17 protein-coding genes are annotated in these 20767 nt (G+C 51.2%); 5 read left to right on the plus strand and 12 right to left on the minus strand.

Annotated features, from left to right (window positions below; all coding sequences use genetic code 11):
- Nucleotides 1-351: 351 nt before the first annotated feature.
- The 4 genes from PQR40_RS07890 to PQR40_RS07905 all read left to right on the plus strand — a co-directional run bounded on the left by PQR40_RS07890 (nt 352) and on the right by PQR40_RS07905 (nt 3400).
- Complete coding sequence (locus tag PQR40_RS07890) at nt 352-624, plus strand: hypothetical protein (protein WP_408233270.1); 273 nt, start codon at nt 352-354, stop codon at nt 622-624.
- A gap of 88 nt (nt 625-712) precedes the next feature.
- Entirely contained in the window at nt 713-997 is a 285-nt protein-coding gene (locus PQR40_RS07895) for a hypothetical protein (protein WP_408339344.1), read from the plus strand.
- A gap of 183 nt (nt 998-1180) precedes the next feature.
- Nucleotides 1181-1408: a hypothetical protein gene (locus tag PQR40_RS07900; RefSeq protein ID WP_408508714.1), complete on the plus strand. Its 228-nt coding sequence runs from the start codon at nt 1181-1183 to the stop codon at nt 1406-1408.
- A gap of 339 nt (nt 1409-1747) precedes the next feature.
- Nucleotides 1748-3400, plus strand: coding sequence for an MFS transporter (locus PQR40_RS07905; RefSeq protein ID WP_408508715.1), 1653 nt, complete (start codon nt 1748-1750; stop codon nt 3398-3400).
- Between the two features lie 50 nt (nt 3401-3450).
- On the opposite strand, the gene PQR40_RS07910 is transcribed toward PQR40_RS07905, so the two are convergent.
- Nucleotides 3451-3933 (minus strand): hypothetical protein, encoded by a 483-nt coding sequence (locus PQR40_RS07910; RefSeq protein ID WP_408233282.1) that lies wholly within the window; start codon nt 3931-3933, stop codon nt 3451-3453.
- Between the two features lie 1014 nt (nt 3934-4947).
- Here PQR40_RS07910 and PQR40_RS07915 point away from each other — a divergent pair.
- Entirely contained in the window at nt 4948-5163 is a 216-nt protein-coding gene (locus PQR40_RS07915) for a hypothetical protein (protein ID WP_408508716.1), read from the plus strand.
- A gap of 394 nt (nt 5164-5557) precedes the next feature.
- Here PQR40_RS07915 and PQR40_RS07920 read toward each other — a convergent pair whose 3' ends face one another.
- The 11 genes from PQR40_RS07920 to PQR40_RS07970 form a co-directional block, all read right to left on the minus strand.
- Nucleotides 5558-6538 carry a glycosyltransferase family 2 protein gene (locus PQR40_RS07920; RefSeq protein WP_408508717.1) on the minus strand — a complete coding sequence of 327 codons (981 nt, stop codon included), beginning with the start codon at nt 6536-6538 and terminating at the stop codon, nt 5558-5560.
- A gap of 124 nt (nt 6539-6662) precedes the next feature.
- Nucleotides 6663-7622 carry a glycosyltransferase family 2 protein gene (locus PQR40_RS07925; protein WP_408508718.1) on the minus strand — a complete coding sequence of 320 codons (960 nt, stop codon included), beginning with the start codon at nt 7620-7622 and terminating at the stop codon, nt 6663-6665.
- A 44-nt stretch (nt 7623-7666) separates the two neighbouring features.
- Nucleotides 7667-9124, minus strand: a complete 1458-nt coding sequence (locus PQR40_RS07930) for a lipopolysaccharide biosynthesis protein (protein ID WP_408508719.1) — start codon at nt 9122-9124, stop codon at nt 7667-7669.
- A 1230-nt stretch (nt 9125-10354) separates the two neighbouring features.
- Nucleotides 10355-11410 (minus strand): glycosyltransferase family 2 protein, encoded by a 1056-nt coding sequence (locus PQR40_RS07935; RefSeq protein WP_408508720.1) that lies wholly within the window; start codon nt 11408-11410, stop codon nt 10355-10357.
- Nucleotides 11411-11418: 8 nt separating this feature from the next.
- Nucleotides 11419-12489, minus strand: coding sequence for a glycosyltransferase family 4 protein (locus PQR40_RS07940; protein WP_408508721.1), 1071 nt, complete (start codon nt 12487-12489; stop codon nt 11419-11421).
- A 20-nt stretch (nt 12490-12509) separates the two neighbouring features.
- Entirely contained in the window at nt 12510-13652 is a 1143-nt protein-coding gene (locus PQR40_RS07945) for a glycosyltransferase (protein WP_408508722.1), read from the minus strand.
- A 71-nt stretch (nt 13653-13723) separates the two neighbouring features.
- Nucleotides 13724-15046, minus strand: coding sequence for a GH39 family glycosyl hydrolase (locus PQR40_RS07950; protein WP_408508747.1), 1323 nt, complete (start codon nt 15044-15046; stop codon nt 13724-13726).
- Nucleotide 15047: 1 nt separating this feature from the next.
- Nucleotides 15048-16253 (minus strand): hypothetical protein, encoded by a 1206-nt coding sequence (locus PQR40_RS07955; RefSeq protein WP_408508723.1) that lies wholly within the window; start codon nt 16251-16253, stop codon nt 15048-15050.
- 39 nt (nt 16254-16292) lie between these two features.
- Nucleotides 16293-17471, minus strand: a complete 1179-nt coding sequence (locus PQR40_RS07960; protein ID WP_408508724.1) for a glycosyltransferase — start codon at nt 17469-17471, stop codon at nt 16293-16295.
- A gap of 154 nt (nt 17472-17625) precedes the next feature.
- Nucleotides 17626-18546, minus strand: a complete 921-nt coding sequence (locus PQR40_RS07965) for a glycosyltransferase (RefSeq protein WP_408508725.1) — start codon at nt 18544-18546, stop codon at nt 17626-17628.
- 3 nt (nt 18547-18549) lie between these two features.
- A complete protein-coding gene (locus tag PQR40_RS07970) occupies nt 18550-20763 on the minus strand; it encodes a succinoglycan biosynthesis protein ExoP (RefSeq protein ID WP_408508726.1) in 2214 nt (737 codons plus the stop codon).
- Between the last annotated feature and the right edge of the window lie 4 nt (nt 20764-20767).

The raw sequence follows: 20767 nt of genomic DNA on the forward strand, positions 1-20767 counted from the left end.
AGAAAACCTGTCGTAACCAGTTACATGTGCCGCTTCGATACTAGCTCCCGACCCGCGCTTTCGCAAACCAGGATTGCCCCGCTGCGTGCACGCCCGGCGAGTGTCTTGCGACATCCAACAGAATCCGGCGCGATGTTGGGTACGCGCCATCAGCGGACAGTTATCTTCGAGTGGCCTTGTTGCGTCTCCGACGCGGCGGCGTGACGCGAAAGCCTTGTGCATCAAGCCTCTGTCAACTTTATTAGGAGGCACAAATGAAACTGGCACAGCCCATGCATTAGTGACACTCGAGCAGACAAGATGCTCGAACCCAACCGCAAGACTGTGATGTTTCCTTCCAGGAGATTTACCATGAACACGCTGATGATCAAAGACCTGTCCCTCACCACCCAACTCGACAGCAAGGCCATGAGCGCCGTGCGCGGCGGCTTCGGCCCGTCCACGTCGTACTTCAACTTCAGCCCGATCGTCGCGCCGAACAACAGCAAGCAGGTCAGCGCCACGCAGTTGATCAGCAACGAAATCAACCTTCAGAACGCCAACGGCAACAATGTCGCGTTCGCGGCAGGCCTCGATACGTCGATCGTTCCCTACGTCACGTCGAGCAACAACATCCACGTTTAAAGCCTGATTCGGCGAAGCGGAGGAGCCCTCGGCAATCTCCGCTTCGCTTCGATCACGCCCGTCTTCCGCGCACCTTTGGAGAATCACCATGTCATCCCTCATGATTCGCGATCTGTCCCGCACCCGCGAGCTCGACCGCCGTGCAATGTCAGCGGTGGCCGGCGGCACCGGCAGCAGCGTACCCGGCTTGCCTTCGATGCCCGGCCTTGGCAGCGTCGCCAATGTCAACGTCTCGGTGGTCCAGAACCTCAGCCAGATACAAACCGTCAACGTCGCCGCGCTCAACAACATCGGCGTGATCGGTGCGGGCTTCGTACCGTTGAACCTGAATGTCAGCCCTTCGCTGTGGGCCGCCAATTACGCCAACATTTAATGGCATGCAGTAGCGCGGAGCCGGGGGCTTCCCTACTGCGGCCTGTTGATATCCCACAGGCGAGCTGCAAGCAGATTTCCTATACTGATAGTGCGACGAGACCTCAGCACACTTAAAGACACACTCGGGCGGCGGCTGGAGAATCCCACCAGCCCCCGGCCCGATCGCTTCCCTGGAGCCGCCATGGCAAAGCTCGTTATCAAGGACCTCACCGACAGCGTCGAACTCGACCGCGAGGCGATGGCCGCGATTGTCGGCGGTGCACGGATCGGAGCGCGGGCGAGCGTCGCCGTACAGGTGGTGCCGGGATCCGCACGCGTTGTCGACTATCCGCCGGGTTTCCCTGCAGCACATCAGACGATTGCCGATGTGGCCGCTGCTACCTTGGCGCGCAGTTCGCCGCGCAGCTAGACCGCCGTTCAGACACTCGCAGCAACGGCACGCGCTTAACGCGCGTGCCGTTTGCGTTTGATGCCTATGCGCTTGACCCGCTTGCCATCCGCATGCGTGCCGGTCGTGCCGGCACCCTGCATGGCGCGCTTCGAACCAGATCGACACTGACATCTTCGACGGCCGTATTAAAAGGTCCCTCTTGTAGGACGCGCGAGATGCCTGCAATTGGAAACAAACGCGGCGGGCACGCTTTCCCGATGGCGGGCGCTTTGTTCGGTTGACCTGGCGAATGTCCGCACGCAGCGACGTTGGCCGCCGCGCACTCGCTTATGATGCAAACTGGAGACACGCAATGAAATGCATCGTGCCATGACGCCAGCGCTCGACACACCTCTACCCAGCGGACAATTGCTGCCGTTTCGCGAGTCGCTGCTGGCGATGCTGGGCATTGCCTTCGTCTCGATGCTGGTGGCCCTCGATCAGACGATTGTCGGCACGGCACTGCCACGTATCGTCGCCGATCTGAAGGGCTTCGATCTGTACGCATGGGTCGCGACGTCGTACATGCTGGCTTCGGTGATCACGATTCCGATCTTCGGGCGGCTGGGCGATCTGTTCGGCCGCAAGCCATTTCTGATCGCCGCGATTCTGTTGTTTACCGGTGCGTCGGTATTGTGCGGGTTCGCCACCAGCATGCTGTTGCTAGTAATTTCGCGCGGCCTGCAAGGGATCGGCGGCGGCATTCTGATCGGCACGGTGTTCGCCACCGTCGCCGATCTGTTCCCCAATCCGAAGCTGCGGCTGCGCTGGCTGGTGTTCGTTACGTCTGCGTTCGGTGTCGCCAATATGGTCGGACCGACACTCGGAGGCGTGCTCACACAATACGGCGGCTGGCGGTTGGTGTTCTTTGTCAACGTGCCGGTCGGCCTCGTGTCGCTGCTGTTCGTGCAGCGCTTCTTGCCTCCGCTGCATCACCTGCGGCGCAAGGGCCCTGTGCGGCTCGACTGGCTCGGCGCGTTCGTGCTCGCGGTCACGTTCGGCGCGCTGCAATTGCTGATCGAATTGTTTCCAAAGCACGGCGTCGACACGCTAACAATCGTGCTGGCCGTCGTGGCGCTAAGTTGTGCGCTGATTTTGTGGCTATGGGAGCGGCGCATCGCGTATCCGATTGTTCCGGTGGATATGCTGATGGATCGTAAGCTCTCCGCGCTCTTCGCAATGTCGGTGCTCGGCGGATTCGCGCTGTTTTCGCTGGTGTTTTATGTGCCGCTGCTGTTTCAGGGCGGCTATGCGATGTCTGCGCACGACTCGGGCATGCTGATCACGCCGCTGCTGCTCGGCACGACTGTAGGCAGCGTGGTGAACAATCGCATCGTCACACGGATTCGTCGCGCGAACGGCATCATGTATGTCGGTTTCGCGCTGTCCGCGCTGGCGTGTCTGAGCGTGATCGTACTGAGAGGCACCGAGCCGCATCTCGTGTGGATGTCGTGCATGGGTATCAGCGGTCTCGGGCTCGGTCTGGTGGCGACCAGTCTGACGGTCTGTTCGCAGCAGATCGTCGAGCGTGATCAGCTCGGTGCGGCGACGGCGCTGCTGCAATCGCTGCGTACTTTTGGTGGGATGCTGGGCACGGTAATGACCGGTGCGTTGCTCGGGCATCTCTACACGCAGGGTGTGCATCGCTCGCTTGCTTCGTATCAGGCGACGCAGTGGTTCAAATCGTTTGCGAGCCCCGAACTGCTGGTGGATCGCGCGGAACAGGCCGCGTTGATTAATCGTTTGGTGAGCGCGGGACATGCGGGCGATGCGATGATGAATTCCGCACGCGATGCGCTCGTGCAGTCGATTCATATCGGTATTCTGATGGCGGGTGCGGCCGCGTTGATCGGGTTGTGCCTCGCGTGGTTCGTGCCGCCGGTGCGGATCAGTTATCCGGAAGCGGAGGTCGTGGCAGGTGGAGGCGCGGCGCAAGCTGATGCGCTTCCGCCGCGGGGGAATGCGCTTTAACGGCGTCGGGTTTGGGGTTTGGGCTTCGGCCCCGATGCCTCTAGTATGTCTCAGTGCGCGGTGACTGTTATTGGCTCGGCAGTTTTCGCAAGTGTTTGCTCACGTAGCCTAGCGTTGGATCTTCTGACGACTTTCACTTTTTTCACCAGTGTTACTTCGTGATCGGCTGTTTCGTCTGTGACTTCGACTCTGCGCGGGCGGTTTCCGAGCACGGCAGCACGCGCTTCATCGTCAAGCAGGAATTGACTGTCGGTTGCGATGATTGAAAATGCGATGTCTTCCAGATCCGCCTGCTCCTTGTACTGTTCAGCACAGTCGACGAGGGCTCGCGCTAACTGCGCATAGTCGTCCAACTTGACTTTGCTCGCCAGCATGACCGTTTGCAAGGTTCTCGCCAACGCGGCGAGATTGGCGAACTGTGCTGCATGTCTCTCGCTCAAATCGGCAGCGGCGCTCGCGATGCGTTTGACCCTCGCGTGAGCGTCAACGTTGTGCGGTTGCTGGAGGGGTGAGGTTTCGACGGATTTGCTCATGGTGCGATTCCCGGTTGCTTCCTTGGATCGCCCGACACTCGCTAGACAGATGGGGTGAGCGGGCACGTAGCAAGGTTGACAGACCGGGAGATGAACCAAACCGGCGGGCCTTGCGGCCCCCTCACTAGCGCCCGCCCATTGAAATGGCACGCATAGCTGAGCACTACCCACTTTCGCAGATAGTGCGGTTCATCTCAACAGGCTGTCAAACCTGCACCGTCTTGTCTGACGGCAGAAGCAATTTAAACCATCCGTTTTTTGGGACGATCGCCGGACGGGTTAATCGCGCGAATTATAACGAATCTTTACATTGCTACCTGAATCGACACCTTCGCTCGCTGCGATGCAGCATGTTGAACGCTTGAACGATTCCATCCGTTAAACACCGATCGAGAGTGAAGAGCTTGACGTTGAGTCTCGTCGCCGTGGAAAAAATGACGAGACTACGGTTGTCGGATGAGGTGCGGGATAGGTAGGCGTTTTGCCTGTCTTTGTGCTGTCAGACGTGCCCTCATTGGCTCCACCCTTGCAGGCGTTTGTATTGCTACCTTTGTACTGCGTCTGCCGGACGAACTTTGTAGAGAACTGCTGCTTTGGTTCGCCAACTCAAACGGCTCTTTCGCCATGATAGTGATGCGCTCAACGCATGACCTCACGTTGCCGGGCCACCCCACGTCCACTCGTTCTTTGTTTTTCCGCCTGCGTCTTCAGGTTGGGAGACACTCACTTGCGCCGTTTCACATGAGTCGTTCTGATGCGATCTTGCGGGCAGAGGCATCATCATTGAAGGCTAGAAAAGCTACGCCTTGAAATGCTTCCGCGATCGAAATAGCCCTGAAATCAAGGCAAATTCGAATCGCCGTTCATACGAAATTCGGTAAGATACCTTGACCTGGTGATTCTGATTTCTTACTATTGGCGTCGACGTTTGCGCAGCTACTAAGAACCGATTCTCACCAAAGAGCGCGCACATAAAAATAAAAGCTAAACATCGAGGTCTTTCGGGGTTCTTGCATGACCATGGATGAAGACATCGCGCACGTCGCGCGTGTGATGGCGCCGTCGCTGCGCGCCTTTCGGGGTGAACCTGTGCTGCCGCCGGCTTATTGGCGCAAACGATTACAGCGCATACAGGATGAGTTCCCGCTGACCGCACTGCAAACGTTTCAAATCAGGCATCTGCTTGGGGAGTTGGATCGGTTTGAGGCGGAGAGGGGGGGGAAAGTTTAGAGGGCGGACGGGCGGCTTGCCGATGATTGCGCCGTACATGTAAGCAATGCGCCCAAGAAAATCGCCGCACATCTCTTCTTACCACGCGAGACTCACCGTAAGCGCCCCACAAAGGTCGTAACAGATTTTCTCGTGCGTAAACTGCATGGAACTGGTCTGGGCATCAGCGACTCGCGGGACGACCTGCAACATCTACGTCGATCAATCAAAGTTGCGGTCTCCACGCGCGGCCCGATGCTGTCAAGACGTTGTTGCGGCGATACTTACATTGAGAGCGGACCTTCAAATGTAGAGATCCTCTCCGTTCAATAAATCGTCCTATAAAAACAACCTCGTCTGCTATTTCCACTCTCGCCGCCAGCGCCAGATAAGTCGAGTGCGCGTTACGGAGATTTTACCGTTCCCCGAAGCGCCGTACAAAGCTGTAAAAGATTCTCGGATGGATTTTGAGCAGGCACATCACGAACGTCAATCTCGGACGACTGTCAACATACATATGATAAAGATGCTGAAGCCGCAATCTTTCGGAAACCGTTCGCAGGATTGGGCTAGCCAGTTGGTATGTGGGTGCTCTCATCGCCACCTGGAAGGCAATCGTTCGAAATCCATAGATGTATTTCAGCCTGAAAAAACGCCGACTCCAGTTCGCGATCGGGAGAGACGCCGTGGTCTTCTCCACAAGGTCCATTATCGTGACAAGATCGAGAATTTTTGGATTGAACCGGGTCGAAATGCCACCTTCGCGCAAAACATAGAAATACAGGTGGTCGGGTATCAATCTCACAGTATTGGATCTCCCCAAGGTCTGCACCGACACGCATAAGTCTTCGTAAATGAGCCCGCTCGGATGGTGGACTCCGACGAAGATCGAGCGCCGCACAAGCTTGTTCCAACAGTACGCCTGCAACGAAAGATCCATGATTCTCTCGACCGCCTCGACCCCAGTTATCACATTGTCTTCGCTGTCGATCTGATAATTTACCGTATCATCGGGATTGACGTTGGTTGCCGCGAAAATCACCACATCGGCATTATGCTCAACCGCCTCCTCAATGACCCGTCCTATCAGACGCGGATGAACGTAATCGTCACTGTCGACGCACAGCACATAGTCACCGATAGCCTCCATGGCCGCAATTCGGCGCGTTTCAGCAAGCCCCTGATTGCTTTTATTCGTTATTAGCTTCCATGCCACTTTGTCCTGGGACTTCAAAACGCGGCTCACAATCTCGCCAGATCGGTCCGGGCTGCGGTCATCGACGGCAATGATCTCAAAGTCTGTGCAGGTCTGTGACAAAAGGGACACGAGGCAATCTTCAACGTACGGTTCGACATTGTAGATCGGCAGCAAAATGCTTACTTTTGGCATTGACATAGGTGGAGGATTCTAGATTGAGGTTTCAGACTGCTATTCCTGAGATTTGTCCTTCCCCGTTTTGCTCCAGAGCCATAGCAGGGACACTCAAATCGCCCCACACACCCCGGATCCAAGCGGTAGATCAGCGTTTGTTCCGAAGCAGATACAGTTCCGGAAATAACGCGAATAGCAAGCGTTTTATTGTCAATAATCGAACATCTACGCGCCTAGCGACATGCCATATCGACTTAAGATTCTTGAGGCGCACGTCTAACCCAGCTCCCAGTATCGCACTAGTAAAATGCAGTTCCCGCAACATGCCTCCGATAAGGTCAGCCTTAACGCGCGCACGGGACGCTGACTCCACGGCAACGAAACTCAACGCCGACATTTCCCGTACTAGCCGGTAAAGGCTCTCGTAGTTCCTCATGCTTCGCTCTGACGACATAACCGAATTCGGGCGTAGTCGTCGCAAGAATAGACTACGACTCGAAACTGCAACTTTCAATTTTTTATTTAACATCAACGCCGCGAAGAAGTGATTGTCTTCGTAGATGACGCCTTCGATAAAACGCTGCGCTCCTATTACGAAACGTCGCGCAACGAAACAGCATGGAGACACGAAGTATCGATTCTGCTTCAGCGATTCGATTACAAATTCGTCCGACGAAAGAGGAGATTTTATTTGCGGACGTCGATAGTATTCGCGATAGCGTTCATATGCAGGAGCATCTGTCGGGAAAACATCCGCGCAAAAAAGGACAATATCCGCCTCGTGGGCACTCAATTCACTAGAGCACACTTCCAATGCGTCCTCCACCAACAGATCGTCGCCGTCCATGTAATAGATAAACGCCCCTCCTGCCATTGAAGTACCGACGTTGCGAGCGACAGACGCACCGCCGTTTTCCTGGCGAACGTATTTAAATCGAGAATCGCTCAAGCAGAAAGCCTCTGCGATCTCGCCACTGCCATCGGTCGAGCCGTCATCAACAACGATGGCCTCGAAATCTATGAACGATTGTTCCGCAACGCTCTTCAGCGCGTCGGCAACGTACTGCCGGACGTTGTATATCGGTACGATTACAGAAAATAGTGGCATGACTATCCTCAATAAGAAATTGTTGCACACCACGATACCGCGCCTTATATAGCAACCCGGCGCGTCCGCACTGCCAACGCCCGCCGCAAAAAAGCGGCGTCGCCGGTCACGAAAATCAATCCGAAGTACATCGTACCTACTACCAAAAGTTTGGTCGCGAGACGAACGAATGCATTTCCAGGCAAAGAATAGAGATAGTCCTGCGCTGCAATTGCGATCCCACCAAGGATCACAATCCCAAGGATAAGCCAGCCAGCGGGCCGAAAGAGTTCAACAACCGAGCGCCCAAACCCTTCTCGGGCTAGCATATGGAATCCCTGCAGCGCGTTGACAAAGAAGCTCAGAACCAGTAACCACGAAAGCAATAGTAGATCGGCCGTGTAGACGCCGAAGCCAATTGCGGTAACGGTCGTCGTCGTTGAAAACATACCGCACTTGAACAACTCCTTGGTCTTGCCTAACGCCTGAAATACGGATCCGGTCGATGAGAGCACAACCTGCACCACGATTGATACACTCAAAATTGAGAACACGGGTATTGCTCGGACCCATTTCGCGCCGTAAGCTAGCGTGATGATCTCCGGGGAACATGTGATTCCAACTAAACCCATAAGCCCCCCTCCGATCAATAGAACACGAATGAGTTTTTGATATGACAGAAATATAATGTCTGAATTATTTCCATGGGCTGCATATACGGGTTGAATAGCTGGGGTTACCACGTGAGTCAGGTTAGCAACGGGCATCAGCATGAGCCGGTAAGACATGTCATACAAACCCAACTGAGCACTACCCAAAAATTTTCCTATTAGCAGTTTGTCAAGATTTCGCGTGAAATAGTTTACTAAATTGAACATGAATTGGTATGCAGAGTAAGACATTACATGTTTCATGCCCCGCACCGAAGGCGATATCATCGGTGGTCTTGCCCACACCATACACAGCACGAACATAGACAGAGCATTGGCAGTGCTTTTTACTACCAACGCTTCCACCCCGCTTCCGCGAAGAGCCGAATAAACAGCGCACGCACCCGACAGACCGGCGGACCCTATCTCGATTCCAGCAATGGTCGAAAACCGCTGACGTCGTCGTAGCAAGGCTAGCGGAACTATCGCCCAGCAAGAAAGCGCAACATTCAAACCCAAGCCGTGCGCAATCTGCACGTAAACGCCCTTCGCGTAAACGCTCGCAATCAGCGGACCGCTAAACGCTAATACTAATCCTGCAGTTGTGCCTACCGCGACGGTCATCCAGAACAAGCCAGCCAGTTGTCTTGACTCTAGCCCCTCGAATTGAATGATCGCCGGACCCAATCCCATCTCGCTTACAAACGAGAGAAAAACTGCGATGACGCTCACTACCGCCATGAGGCCAAAATCCTGAGGCGTCAGCGTTCGAGCCAGCAATGCAGTCACTACCAATTGAATACCGATATTCGAGTAGCGTCCAACCATGTTGATGGAGACGCTTCGACGCAGATTACGGTTGATTTCTGACATTATCTACGCCCTCTTCCCGACCACGCTCGAAGTAAAACGTCCAGGTCAGGTCGATAATCGACCCGAGTTCTTACTGGCGCTACGGCAAACTTCGTGACGTCGCATGCAGAGACACGCACTGACACGCGGTAACTCCGCAGTTCGCACGTCTCTATAGTTGCGTACCGCACGTCCGACAGCGCAATACAACGCCCGGAGATTGCATTAAAGCCCCCGCTTATCGCTCGCCCGATCACCAGCTGGACCGAGTTTTTTTCAAGCAGCGTCACAGACGCCGAATTTTTACCGGCGTTCATGATGTGACTCACACCCAGAAATCCTTTTGACATCATTCTTCACCGCCATGGTCCCAAGGCATACATTTAAATACTTTCACTATTCTCGTGTTCCAATACGTCTACGATTAATTCTCATTCGGTGGAGTGCATAGTCCCTGCTCATTGATTTCATCCCGGGTCCGTGGAGCGCATCAAGTTCGACGCCGGCCCGACTCAACACACATAGCCTCCCCACAAGAAGAGTCCCTTTGGCTTACAGTTTCACCCACACCACACTTGCGAAAAAATATGTCTTCGATATCCACAAGGTCCAGCGAGGACGGCAACAGACGTCTATAGACTTTTCGCGCAAAACTAGCGAGGATAGTGAAACATCGACGGATTTCCAAAAGACTCACTTGCATACCTTTCTACTATGAAAAATTCCCAATTTATCGCCGTCGTGCTTGTAATAGCAGCCTCTTCCCGAGCGAGCCATGCACAACTCAATAACGCCACAGACAGCGCGCTCCGGATGAAGCAACCTTCCAGCAGCCCTGTGGCGCCACACCACTCAAACAGCCAGGAAAAAAACTTCCCAAGCGAGCCCGCTTTATCTGCATTATTAGGCGGTCCCGCAACATTGGATGACGCGCAGACGTCCCAGTACCAAAGCGCAAGGGACCAATATCCTACCGTCGGCGAATCGCTAACTACCACATCTGCCACGAGCCGAACAAAAGAGTCGAATTCGAGGTCTACTCCCGACAAGGGTCCACAATCGTCCAACAAGTCGAGTAACAATATCGAAATATCCGACACACTTAATATCTATCCTACCCCGGGCCTTTCAACTTCACATGCCGTCAGTTCTTCGTTGCCGCCTCAATCAACCGTTTTTCACAGTCCGTATAGATTGCCGTGGTAACCTGGATGAGATAATTCAACTGCCATCTAATCAGCATTGCTGCCACTATAATTGGCCTCGCTGCCGTTTTTTTTGATCAAACATAACGAATATTCCCCGACCGAATATCACTGTCTTTAAAAATTTCTTCAATCTATTTTTATCAGATTCAAATCTTATAAAAAATAATATTTGGCATATTTTTAACGAAGCCAAAATCGCCTGGCCATCATGCAACTGAACTATTTTTTTGACAATTTCCTTTTTTGCCGCAATGGCCTCGCTACCCGAAAGATGGGATGTGACAAAACAAGCTCTACTCAAAATTCCATCAAATATCAAAATCCAATATTTCCTATCCATATCGAATTTATCTGACGCACCAAGAATATCATCCAACGAGAGACACAAATCTAAAACATCCTTCTTTTTAAAACATTGCGTTATGCTGTCTGTCCTCCTTCGATAGTTAAGCAGCGACACCGGTACGTAGAAAATTGTTTTCGCTAGTAGCATTAAACTTGGGACTGTCGCAGCATCTTCGTAATGCCTTCGTGTCGGAAAACGAATATTTTTCACCAAATTGCTTCTGAAAATTCGCGCCCAAGCAAAATTATGAAAACGGCGTGCGAAGTCTTCCCGCGCTGCTTCTGTTATCTCGCGAAACCCGTTGGCACTTTTGGGGCAAATATCCAGGCGCCCAATAAAGCCGTCCGATTCATCCACTATTGCCGCGTCAAATTCAATGATATCGGCCTGTTCGTCGCAGAGTGCCGGCAACACTTCCTGCACGAACGACGGAGACCATGAATCGTCCCCATCTAAAAAAACAATATATGGACCCACTGCATGGGTGACGCCAATGTTTCTCGCGTCGCTCAAACCTTGATTGATCTGTGTAATTATTTTGCACGTGACCGCTGGATAGTAATCCGCGGTCAATTTAATTATCTCGAGAGTCGAGTCCGTTGAGCCATCATCTACCACCACGACCTCAAACGCCCAACTCTCAGCTTGCGTAAACACCGATCGAAGGCACCTCTCTATGAAAGGCGCAACATTAAATGCTGCTATCACGACGCTCAATAGTGGAGCCCGCCGGAATGTCAATTCAGTATCCATTATGGGTATCAATTTAGCGCGACTTGTTTCAAAAACGTCCTAACGCTTTCCGACCAAACAAACTTCTTGGTTCTAGCAAAGCCTTTTTCCCTCAGTTGCTCCCGAAGGTCAGCATCTCCCAATATCTCAGACAATCGCTGGCGGATATCATCCACCGAATACGGATCGCAATATACGACAGCATCGCCGCACACTTCCGGGAGGGAAGCCGCTCGCGCAGCCAAAACAGGACAGCGGCAACGCATAGCTTCTAAAGGGGGAATACCGAAACCTTCATAAACCGAAGGAAATGCAAAACAGGCCGCGTTCTGATAGAGTGCTTTGACCTTTTGATCCGACACATATCCAACGTGGATGACGTTGGCGGCATTGCCGATATCCGACGACCTTGCCGCACTGAACACGGCTTCGTTAGTGCCGCCAACGATTACCAGCTTCATCAAAGGATCACTACCGAGGTTGGAGAAAGCTTCCACCAGCCGCGCAAAATTCTTTGTCGGATTAATGCTGCTCACGGCCAAGACGTATTGATCTCGCACCAAAGAATGCTGCGCCAAAATCTCATTGTCTGCTACGAGCCGATCAATGTGATCGCATCCTAAATGCATGACATGTATCGCCGATGGATCTACGCCGAGATGTATCGATAATCGGTCTCTCGAAAAGTAAGAGACCGTGAAAACCTTTTTTGACGTTCTCATCAACGTCCGAAACATCAATCGATACCACATTCTAAACAGCAGCGAAAAATGCTCCGGCATATCGAAGACTGCAGCATCGTGCAAAATCACAATCTGCCTCCGCTTAAAAATCGGGGCAGAGTTAGAAAAATTTATCAACGTGCTATTAGTGCAAAGCCAAGGTAGTATCAACTGCTCCCAAAAAACCCCTCGCCCCCCCCATGATCTCTGCGAACGAACACCGTCTATTTTCATGATCTCTCCGTCCGCAGGCAAAATTACTTCCACCGGCGCCCCTCCGCGCCCGCGTCCAATTTCCCTCAACAACTCCCGAGCAACACGCTGCACGCCTGTAACTCTCTGGCTCGCAAAGCGCCCGTTAATGGCGACGTTTTTCATATACCGATTTCCGATTTAAATTAACATACCAGGAGATTTTTAACCTGTTCGACAAAAACGGACCGGGAAAACCGCCCCTTAAAGGATTGCTTAATTTCCGTCACGTCCATCTTCACGCATGACCGAATCTTATTCGCGAATTCAATAGAATTGTCAGGATCAAAAAGTAACTCAGAAGGTAGATACTCCGATAACCCCGATACATTACCGGCAAGAACAGGTCGATCAGCAAAAATTGACTCGAGCAATACTAATGGAACACCTTCGTACGCTGAGGGCAGAACGACGAGATCACTCGCACGTAATATCTGCCAAACATCCGAGCAATGTCCAAGTGACAACATGTGGGATTGCAGAAATTTGTCTTCATCAATTGTTTTCTCAAGCACTTTACGATCCGGCCCATCACCCACGAATAGAAAAATAAAGTCTTCGAATTTATCCTGATTGGCTCTTACGGTTTCAACAAGAAAATTCTGACGCTTTTGTGGATAATTGATCCGCCCAATCTGACTAACAACAAATTTTTTGCTCGTGCTTACCCCCAATCTACCCCTGGCTGCCATCCGATCCAATTCATCTGAAGACGCCAAATTACAACAGTCAATATAATTTTCGAGGACCCGAACGGCTACCGAGGGCCTCAGTTTCAATATTCTTTTTCTCAAAAACGTGCTTAGCGTAATAAATTCACTAGGCAGATAATATAATTTTTTACGTAGAAATGATTTAAACAAACTGCGAAGATTCCCCTCTGTCGGGCTAACGTCATCCACCAGAGGTATATAGCTCACTGTGTGTATTCGCAATAGCTTCGATGCTAGCAATCCCGCTTTCGCAGAGGTAATATCCCCCTGAGCGATCAATATCTTGCGCGAATTACGTGAACGGAGGATCATCAATATTTCACGGACAGCATGCAAGAAATCCCAAGGACGCCTGTTGATTTTTTCCGCATCAAAACTTAACGTTTTGGAAGTCACACTTTTGTAGCGCATAGTCATGCATTCGGCAAACTGCATAAGCTCAGAATTATTGCGCGAAAATATCAACAACACCACTGCTCCGGGCGTGCTTTCCATCAGCCCTTCAATCATGCGAGTCAGCATAATTTCGTGGCCGCTAAAAACACTCGTATCACAATAAATTGCCAATTCATCCATTTTTCGCGTAGATCGTAAAGATTCACAAATTCCATTTCCGTCCAGGACAACATGGACCTAGACTCAACACACTAGTGCGGAATTTCAGAATACGTAACGTATACCGGACCACCGCCCGCGCTTATTTTAAAAATCTGCGCGTCACGGGCATTTTCTTTGGCGAGATCTTTTCCGAATAAATCTCCCACGTAGAGAGATCGATTCTTCCCGGGAGCCGGCACGCGTAGCGAGAACAGGCCGTCGCGAGACCAAGCCACGAATGAAATCGCGCCGGGTGATTTAAGAGCTAGAATAGATATTCTCTTGTCCTTGCTTATCCAAATCCTCGCGTGCGTTACCACCGCAGTGCGTTTCATCAATTCTTTTACTGCCACGAAGGCGGGTTTTGGAGTGTCATCACTATTCAACAAACCAAAGTTACTTTCACGGCTTTGACCGTTCGCCGTATCATCCCTCAGTTCGTAGAGTGCTGTTAGATTGACGCCCGCAATCCAATCGGCCAGCAACCGTCTCACGACATAGACCGCCTGTGCATTTCTAGCACCTTGGGATCGTCCATCGCTCCAGCGACTAACAAATTGATAACCGAAAGACGGATATCCCCATTCCGAATCCCATAACTCCGGACGAGTTATTCCAGCTTCCTTCAGGCGGGTCCGCAGCAACGCATAGTCTGCCAAAACACTTTCGGGATCCGCCTGTCTATAAGGATGAACGCTAATCGCGTCAAACTTATTCAGATCTACTGCTTTCGAGAGTTGTGCGAGATATCCCCAATCTATAGTAGAGACTCCTCCGGAAGAAATTTTTGTTTCCGCGCGTATTTGTTCGACACTCTTCAATGTTTGCACTGCCAACTCGCCATATTCCTTTGCGTTCGGCGGTTGAAGCCAGCCCTCCCTGGTGTTCGGCTCGTTCCAAAGTTCAAAATTGACGTCGCTAGCGTGCAAATCCGCTATCGCCCGATTTACGTATTTTGAAAAAGCTTCTATTTCACGTGGACTAGTCGGAGCTGCCGGACTGAATTCCTGATGCTTATATCCGAGAATGAACAATGCGCCCATTTGACGGGCTTCCAATCTGCGAAGAAGATCGTTGAATTTTTCGAAATTAAAATTATCGCCATGTTGGACCGCCTCCCAAAACAAGTCTGTCCGAACAAACGAAAATCCAGCTTCCTGTGCCTTTGTTAATAACTGGTCATCTCCAATATCGTGCAAACAAACGCCGGTTGTTTTGCGTGACCGCACGAAGTCGTCAAGCGGCATGTCTGGGCCGGGCAACGACCCATTCCCGGCGTCATCGAGGCCTACTAGAACATCCTGCTCGGCAGCGCGTTGTATAGGCGAAAAGCAAAGCAGCATGGATGCGAGGCAACTAATTAATATTTTCATCTTAGCCACGAGTCCTCCGAATATCGCGATTCAATCCACGCACGACTGACATGACAGATATTCCGAGCGCAATTTGGCAGGGTACCGACTCGGGAAGATCCGTTGTAATTCCGCTTAAAATCAAAAAAAGTATCATGCTCGCTTCAGATTTGAGCAGGAACCGACACCGCAGCTCAATCTTGAAAAACGAAAAAATATAGAAGACCAATCCCACGATTCCACAGGTCGCCATAACGTAGAGAGCTATATTGTCAGCGTACTCTGTGTTGAAAGTGGTGCCCGCGCTGAAGTAGTCGGTCGCCGAGCCAAATCCTCCCAACCCTCGACCTAGCAATAGATCCGAATTTTTATAAAGACCAGTGAGGATGTCTGGCCATGTTGCTACGATCCGATCCAGCAAAGACGAATAAACACTATATGCCGTTGGTTGATTCGTAATGTAGTCAGCCGCTGCCACCGAAACCGCAGGGACAAAAAGTTGGAGGGCAAACGCTACCCTACGCACCCTTGACGCTACGGTATTACTCGCGAACGAATGGACAAACGTCACGATCAGCAGGGCCAAAATGGACGTCTTGTTGGTCGTCAGCGCTAGTGCTAGCGTAGCGGTTCCAAGATAAATCCATTTCATCATCCAGGAACGAGCGCGGCAAATTAGCCAGACAGCCAGTACTCCAAGGATAAGTCCGGTCGAAGCGCTTGTTCTGCCTAAACCGGCTAAACGAACCGAGTCTCCCGCATAGGACAGCTTGCTTGCCTCTACGGAATAGTTGCCGACGTCAAAGGCACTGTCTATCCAAGGAAGCTCGACAAAATAGTTTGCAACGACCCCAGTCACGGCCGCAAAAAATAGAATCGCAATTGTTCGACTTCTCTCGTAGGGAGGTTCGTATATCGCAAGATTTTTAGGCACTAGCAAAGCAAATACCAAAGGCAGCATAATCCACAGTTGAAATGCAATCGCCGGAATCGTCACCCCATTCACCACCCCAACGAATGCAGCCAACGCGAAGGCACACGCTATGAACAGTGCTACCACATCAAAACAAGTCAGCAGCGAAAAGAAAATGTATATCGCCATTAAAATCTTAGGCAAATAAACGAGCTGCCCCGCGCCAATATTGCCGAGGAAATATCTCGCTGCCCCCGCTGCAACCTCATTTAATAAGACGAAAAATAGAGTTGCCCGCCAGATCCGATCCGCCATCACTTGCCCCTCATTGACAACGTCATACGCATTTCGCTTCTACAGCAGCACAGGTTCATTCGCGCCTGCGCCTATCATTGAAAGCTCGCTCCTATAAATATTCATAATCTTTTTGTTCATATCGCTGGATCGAAAATTCTGATGGAACCATTTTTTGCAACTTGGCCTTAATGCCCGAAGGACGAGCCCATCCAATTTCTCAAAAAACTCGACGACCCGCTCATGATCCTCAAAATCGATCGTAAATCCCGATGTTCCTGGAATAACAATTTCCGTCAGCGCGCCTATCGAACTAGCAATAACCGGTGTACCAGCACGAAAAGATTCTAAGGCGACGAGCGGTAATCCCTCCCATCGGGACGGCATGACCACTGCGTCTGATGACCCAAAGTGCAAGCCCAACTTCTCACGCGGAATCCATCCCAACAACTGAACGTTCTTCGGAATTTCGAAATCCGCCGATTTTTTACTCGGTGCCCCAACAATCGTCAATTCAATATCGTTCCGGCGCACGGCACTCATCACTTTCAGAAGATTATCAACGCCCTTCTGACGATCCATCCTCCCGACGAACAATAGTTTTAATTTACCTTCCACCTTAATCTCGTCTTCTTCGCCCGACTGGCACTGTTCGTTGAGACCGGTTCTGATTACCGCCAGCCGCGTCGGGATAAATCTCTTTTTTGATACCAGGCCATACTCGTAGTTCGTTAAACAAATAATTTTACTGCACCACCGTTGAAGCAGCCGTTCGACGTTGAGATAGATAGCTCTCAACGGCTTCGCAGCATCCATTTCAAAACTCCAACCGTGCGGCTGATATATCACTACGCCCTTAAATCGAAGAATGCGAAGAAGAGGCCGACCAATAAATCCGGGAAACGTGCTATGGAGATGAACGACATCGGGACGCGTTGTGACTATCGCTGCTTTTAGAGCAAGGCAATAATCCTTCCAGTCTTTCAGTCGGTTGCGCGAGACGGGACGAAACTCTATTACCTCGTCCGATACAATCGATTTTATGTCAGTACGCCAACCTGCTGGGAGGAGAAAATTTACTTGCTCAACATCGGATTCAAATCTTTGAAAGGATGCGACCTCGTCCAAATAAGACGCAATGCCTCCTTTTATTGCTTCTGTCACATGCAATATTCGCATAACTGCAACGCCCCGATAGTTTACTGATCTGGTCTTACCAGCATCATCCGGAACAGGCAAAAATCTTATTCCGACGATCAGCTGGCTCGCATAGCTTTTTTATATTTTCTGCTCAAGCTACCAAGGCCGTGGAAAGCTTGCGCCGATTAATTCAATCTGCCGCGTATAAATTCAGAAAGTCTTAAAAAATCAAAGATCCGCGCCTATTTTAAATTCATTTAAATAGAATATTTCTAGCCATTTGTTTGGCCACTTCGTACGCATATTTCCGGTCTTCGAAAAGAATTGACATAAAATCCATGGGATTAATTGACTTACTTCCATAGAAAATGTAACTTGCGCTTAAGAATGCCTCCAATTTTTCTCCGTTATACTCTGGATGTTTTTTCAAGAAAATCCGGTGCGCAGCTCTTATTTTCTGTTGATTGTCCGAAATACGGTCTGGCGCTGAAACTGTGTCTACAAAGTATGAGTAATTATCTAGTCGTTTCGCCGATCCGAACTTCTTTATAAGTCGAATCCACATGTCATAGTCCTGCCACGCTGGCAGTAACTTGTCGAACGAGTCGATCTCAAGCATGCGCTCTCGAGTTGTAAATATCTGATTTCCTAGGCAATTTCTTTTCAGAATGTGGCGATGCGTGACTTCATCAATTTCAGAAATCCAATTAAAAAGGAAGTCTTCGCCCCGTCTTAGCGTCTGGTACCTATACCCGGTGAACAAGCATGAGTGAGAGGTCAAGAGATTTGCAACGGCAACGAATCTGCTGATGCGAGAACCCTCGAAAAAGTCGTCGTCATCCAGCCCAGTAACGTAAGTACCGGTAGAGATTTCGATCGCCTTGTTCCTTGCCTGACATGCGCCATTCGAGACGTCGTTCTTGTAATACTTAACTGATCTAGTCGAACCGCGTTGGTTATTAAGAAACGTTTCGACGAGTTCTTGAGTGCCATCGGTCGATCCATCGTCCACGATGACGATTTCGATATTCTCGTAATCCTGGTCGGCAACGGAACGCAGGGCTCGACGGAGTGTCTCCTTCCTATTTTTTGTAGGAATGTAGACCGATACTAGGGGACTCTTCTCCATCTTCACTCCGGCACTGCAGATTTCATTTGAGCGTTCGGCTGCCATTGTTTACTCCTGCGTACTTGCGTAACCGTAATACCCAGAGTAGTAGGCACCCGAGCCAATTCTTCGCTGCGGGACGTCCGTCATTAAGACTCCGCGAACCACCACACCGCTGTTGCGCAATCGCTTCGTGGTCTCTGCAATTTCCGGCAAAGGATGGCGAGCGTGCCGCAGTACCAACAATGTCGTTCCCGCATGCTTGCCAATCAAAGTTGAATCAGTGACCGCTAGGACCGGGGGAGTGTCAACTATGATCAGGTCGTACTTCGCAGAAAGCTCATCAAATAGTGCTCGGAATCGTTCGCTCATTAAAAGCTCTGCAGGATTTGGAGGCAGCTTCCCCTTGGGTAACAAATCTAGGCCCGGCAGTACATCGGGAACAATGGCCTTTGTTATGTCTAAGCCGCGAACCACGTCGGAAAGGCCTGGCTGGCGCGATGCACCGAAGTATTCGTGTGCGCTGCCTCGGCGCATGTCAGCGTCGATCAGCAAGACACGCTTTCCCCCGCTCGCAAGCACCGCGGCCAGATTGACCGACATAAAAGACTTACCCACCTCAGGACGAGGTCCTGTAAGGACGACAATGTTGTTCTTTGCATCCAGCAGACCAAACTCCAACGCCGTACGCAGACTCCGAATGCCTTCAATCGCGACATCTTCTGGAGAGCTTGTCGCCAGTACATACCGGCGGTTGCGTGCTTTTCTCGAAACGGATTGCAATCGTTGCTGCGCATCGCTATGGGGGATAACAGCGTAGACCGGCAGGCCGATCGCCTGTTCGATCTCTTCGCTGTATTCAACACCGCCAAACAGATTTTTCCTGAGAAATGCAGAAAACGTTCCCAGCACAAGACCGAGAATTGCTGCAAGAGCAACGTCCAGTTTTTTCTTTGGTTTAACGGGAAGCTCAGCCGTGACCGCGTAGTCCACGACGCGTACATTTCCGACCTGTCCTGCCTTAACGACTCTCAACTGCTGCGCGTTGTTGAGGAAGTTGGTATAAAGCTCCGTATCGACGCGGACGTCTCGCAGCAAGCGCAATGCGGCTTGTTCCGTGTCCGGTAGCATTGAAACGCGCTTGTTCAAACTACCCTGCTCCGACTCCATTGAAGCGATTTGTCCATCAAGTGCAACAATCGCCGGATGCGTTTCGGTGAAACGCTGAGCCATTTCTATGCGTTGTTGCCGCAAGTCCGCGAGCTTGGTTTTCCTTTCGACGATCTGCTGTAAGAGGATGTGGCTCTCTTCACTAAGATCTACGGTTCCATTCTTGTTTCGAAAGGCGTTGTACCTGTCTTCTGCCTGATCCAGCTCCTTTCGTAGTTGCGGAAGCTGCTGATCCAGAAATGTGAGCGTATGCGCTGCTTCGGTCTGCTTTCGATCGACGTTTTGCTGCACGTATGCGCGCGCAATGGCGTTCACAATGTCCGCAGTTCTTGCGCTGTCGTAACCGTCCAATGACACGCCAATTACACCGGATAACTTAGTTTTTTCGCTTATAACAAGGTCCGATTGCAGCCTGTCAATCGTAGCTAGCGTCGACTCACGTGTTATAACGAACTGAGTGCCTTCCCTCGCAACCAAGTTGTCCACTTCGATCTCCACGGCGCTGACCTGCCCGCCTCCACTAACTGGCTTTCCGACTGCTCCGTTGAGAACAGGGTCATCGTCGTGATTGAACAACGCGAATCGTCCGTTTTTTAGTGCTACCAAAGTGAACTTGTCACCATACTGCGCTCGAGGAACATCAAAGCGAACCACGTTGATCTGCTCGCCGCCGGTTGCGAAGCGGCTGAGGCCAAAGAGCGGAGGCGCCAATTCATCACCATTTGCATGACGAGCAAGAACAGCGCCTATCACTGGAAAATAGCGAGGAGTGACGCTGATATCGAGATGCAAATCCTTTACAGTTTGAGTAACCACAAGCCGCGACCTGATTAACTCCATTTCCCCGGCGGCGGTCTGCTTCGTATCAAAAATTGATGCAAGATTACCCAATGCGTCGTTAGCCGCATTGGCACTATCCTCTACTTGTATCATCGCGTCCGCGCGATACACTGGGCGGGCAATCAATGCATACACCCCACCAAGGATAACGCTGGCAATAGTAAACACCGCTATCATCTTCCAGTTTTCAAAGATGACCGTGAGATACTCTGAAAGATGCACCTCGGCATCGTTCGATGACTCTATAAGTCGATCATGGTTTAAGGTGGCCATATTT

Source organism: Paraburkholderia sediminicola (genome assembly GCF_046026855.1).
Classification (GTDB): Bacteria; Pseudomonadota; Gammaproteobacteria; order Burkholderiales; family Burkholderiaceae; genus Paraburkholderia; species Paraburkholderia sediminicola_A.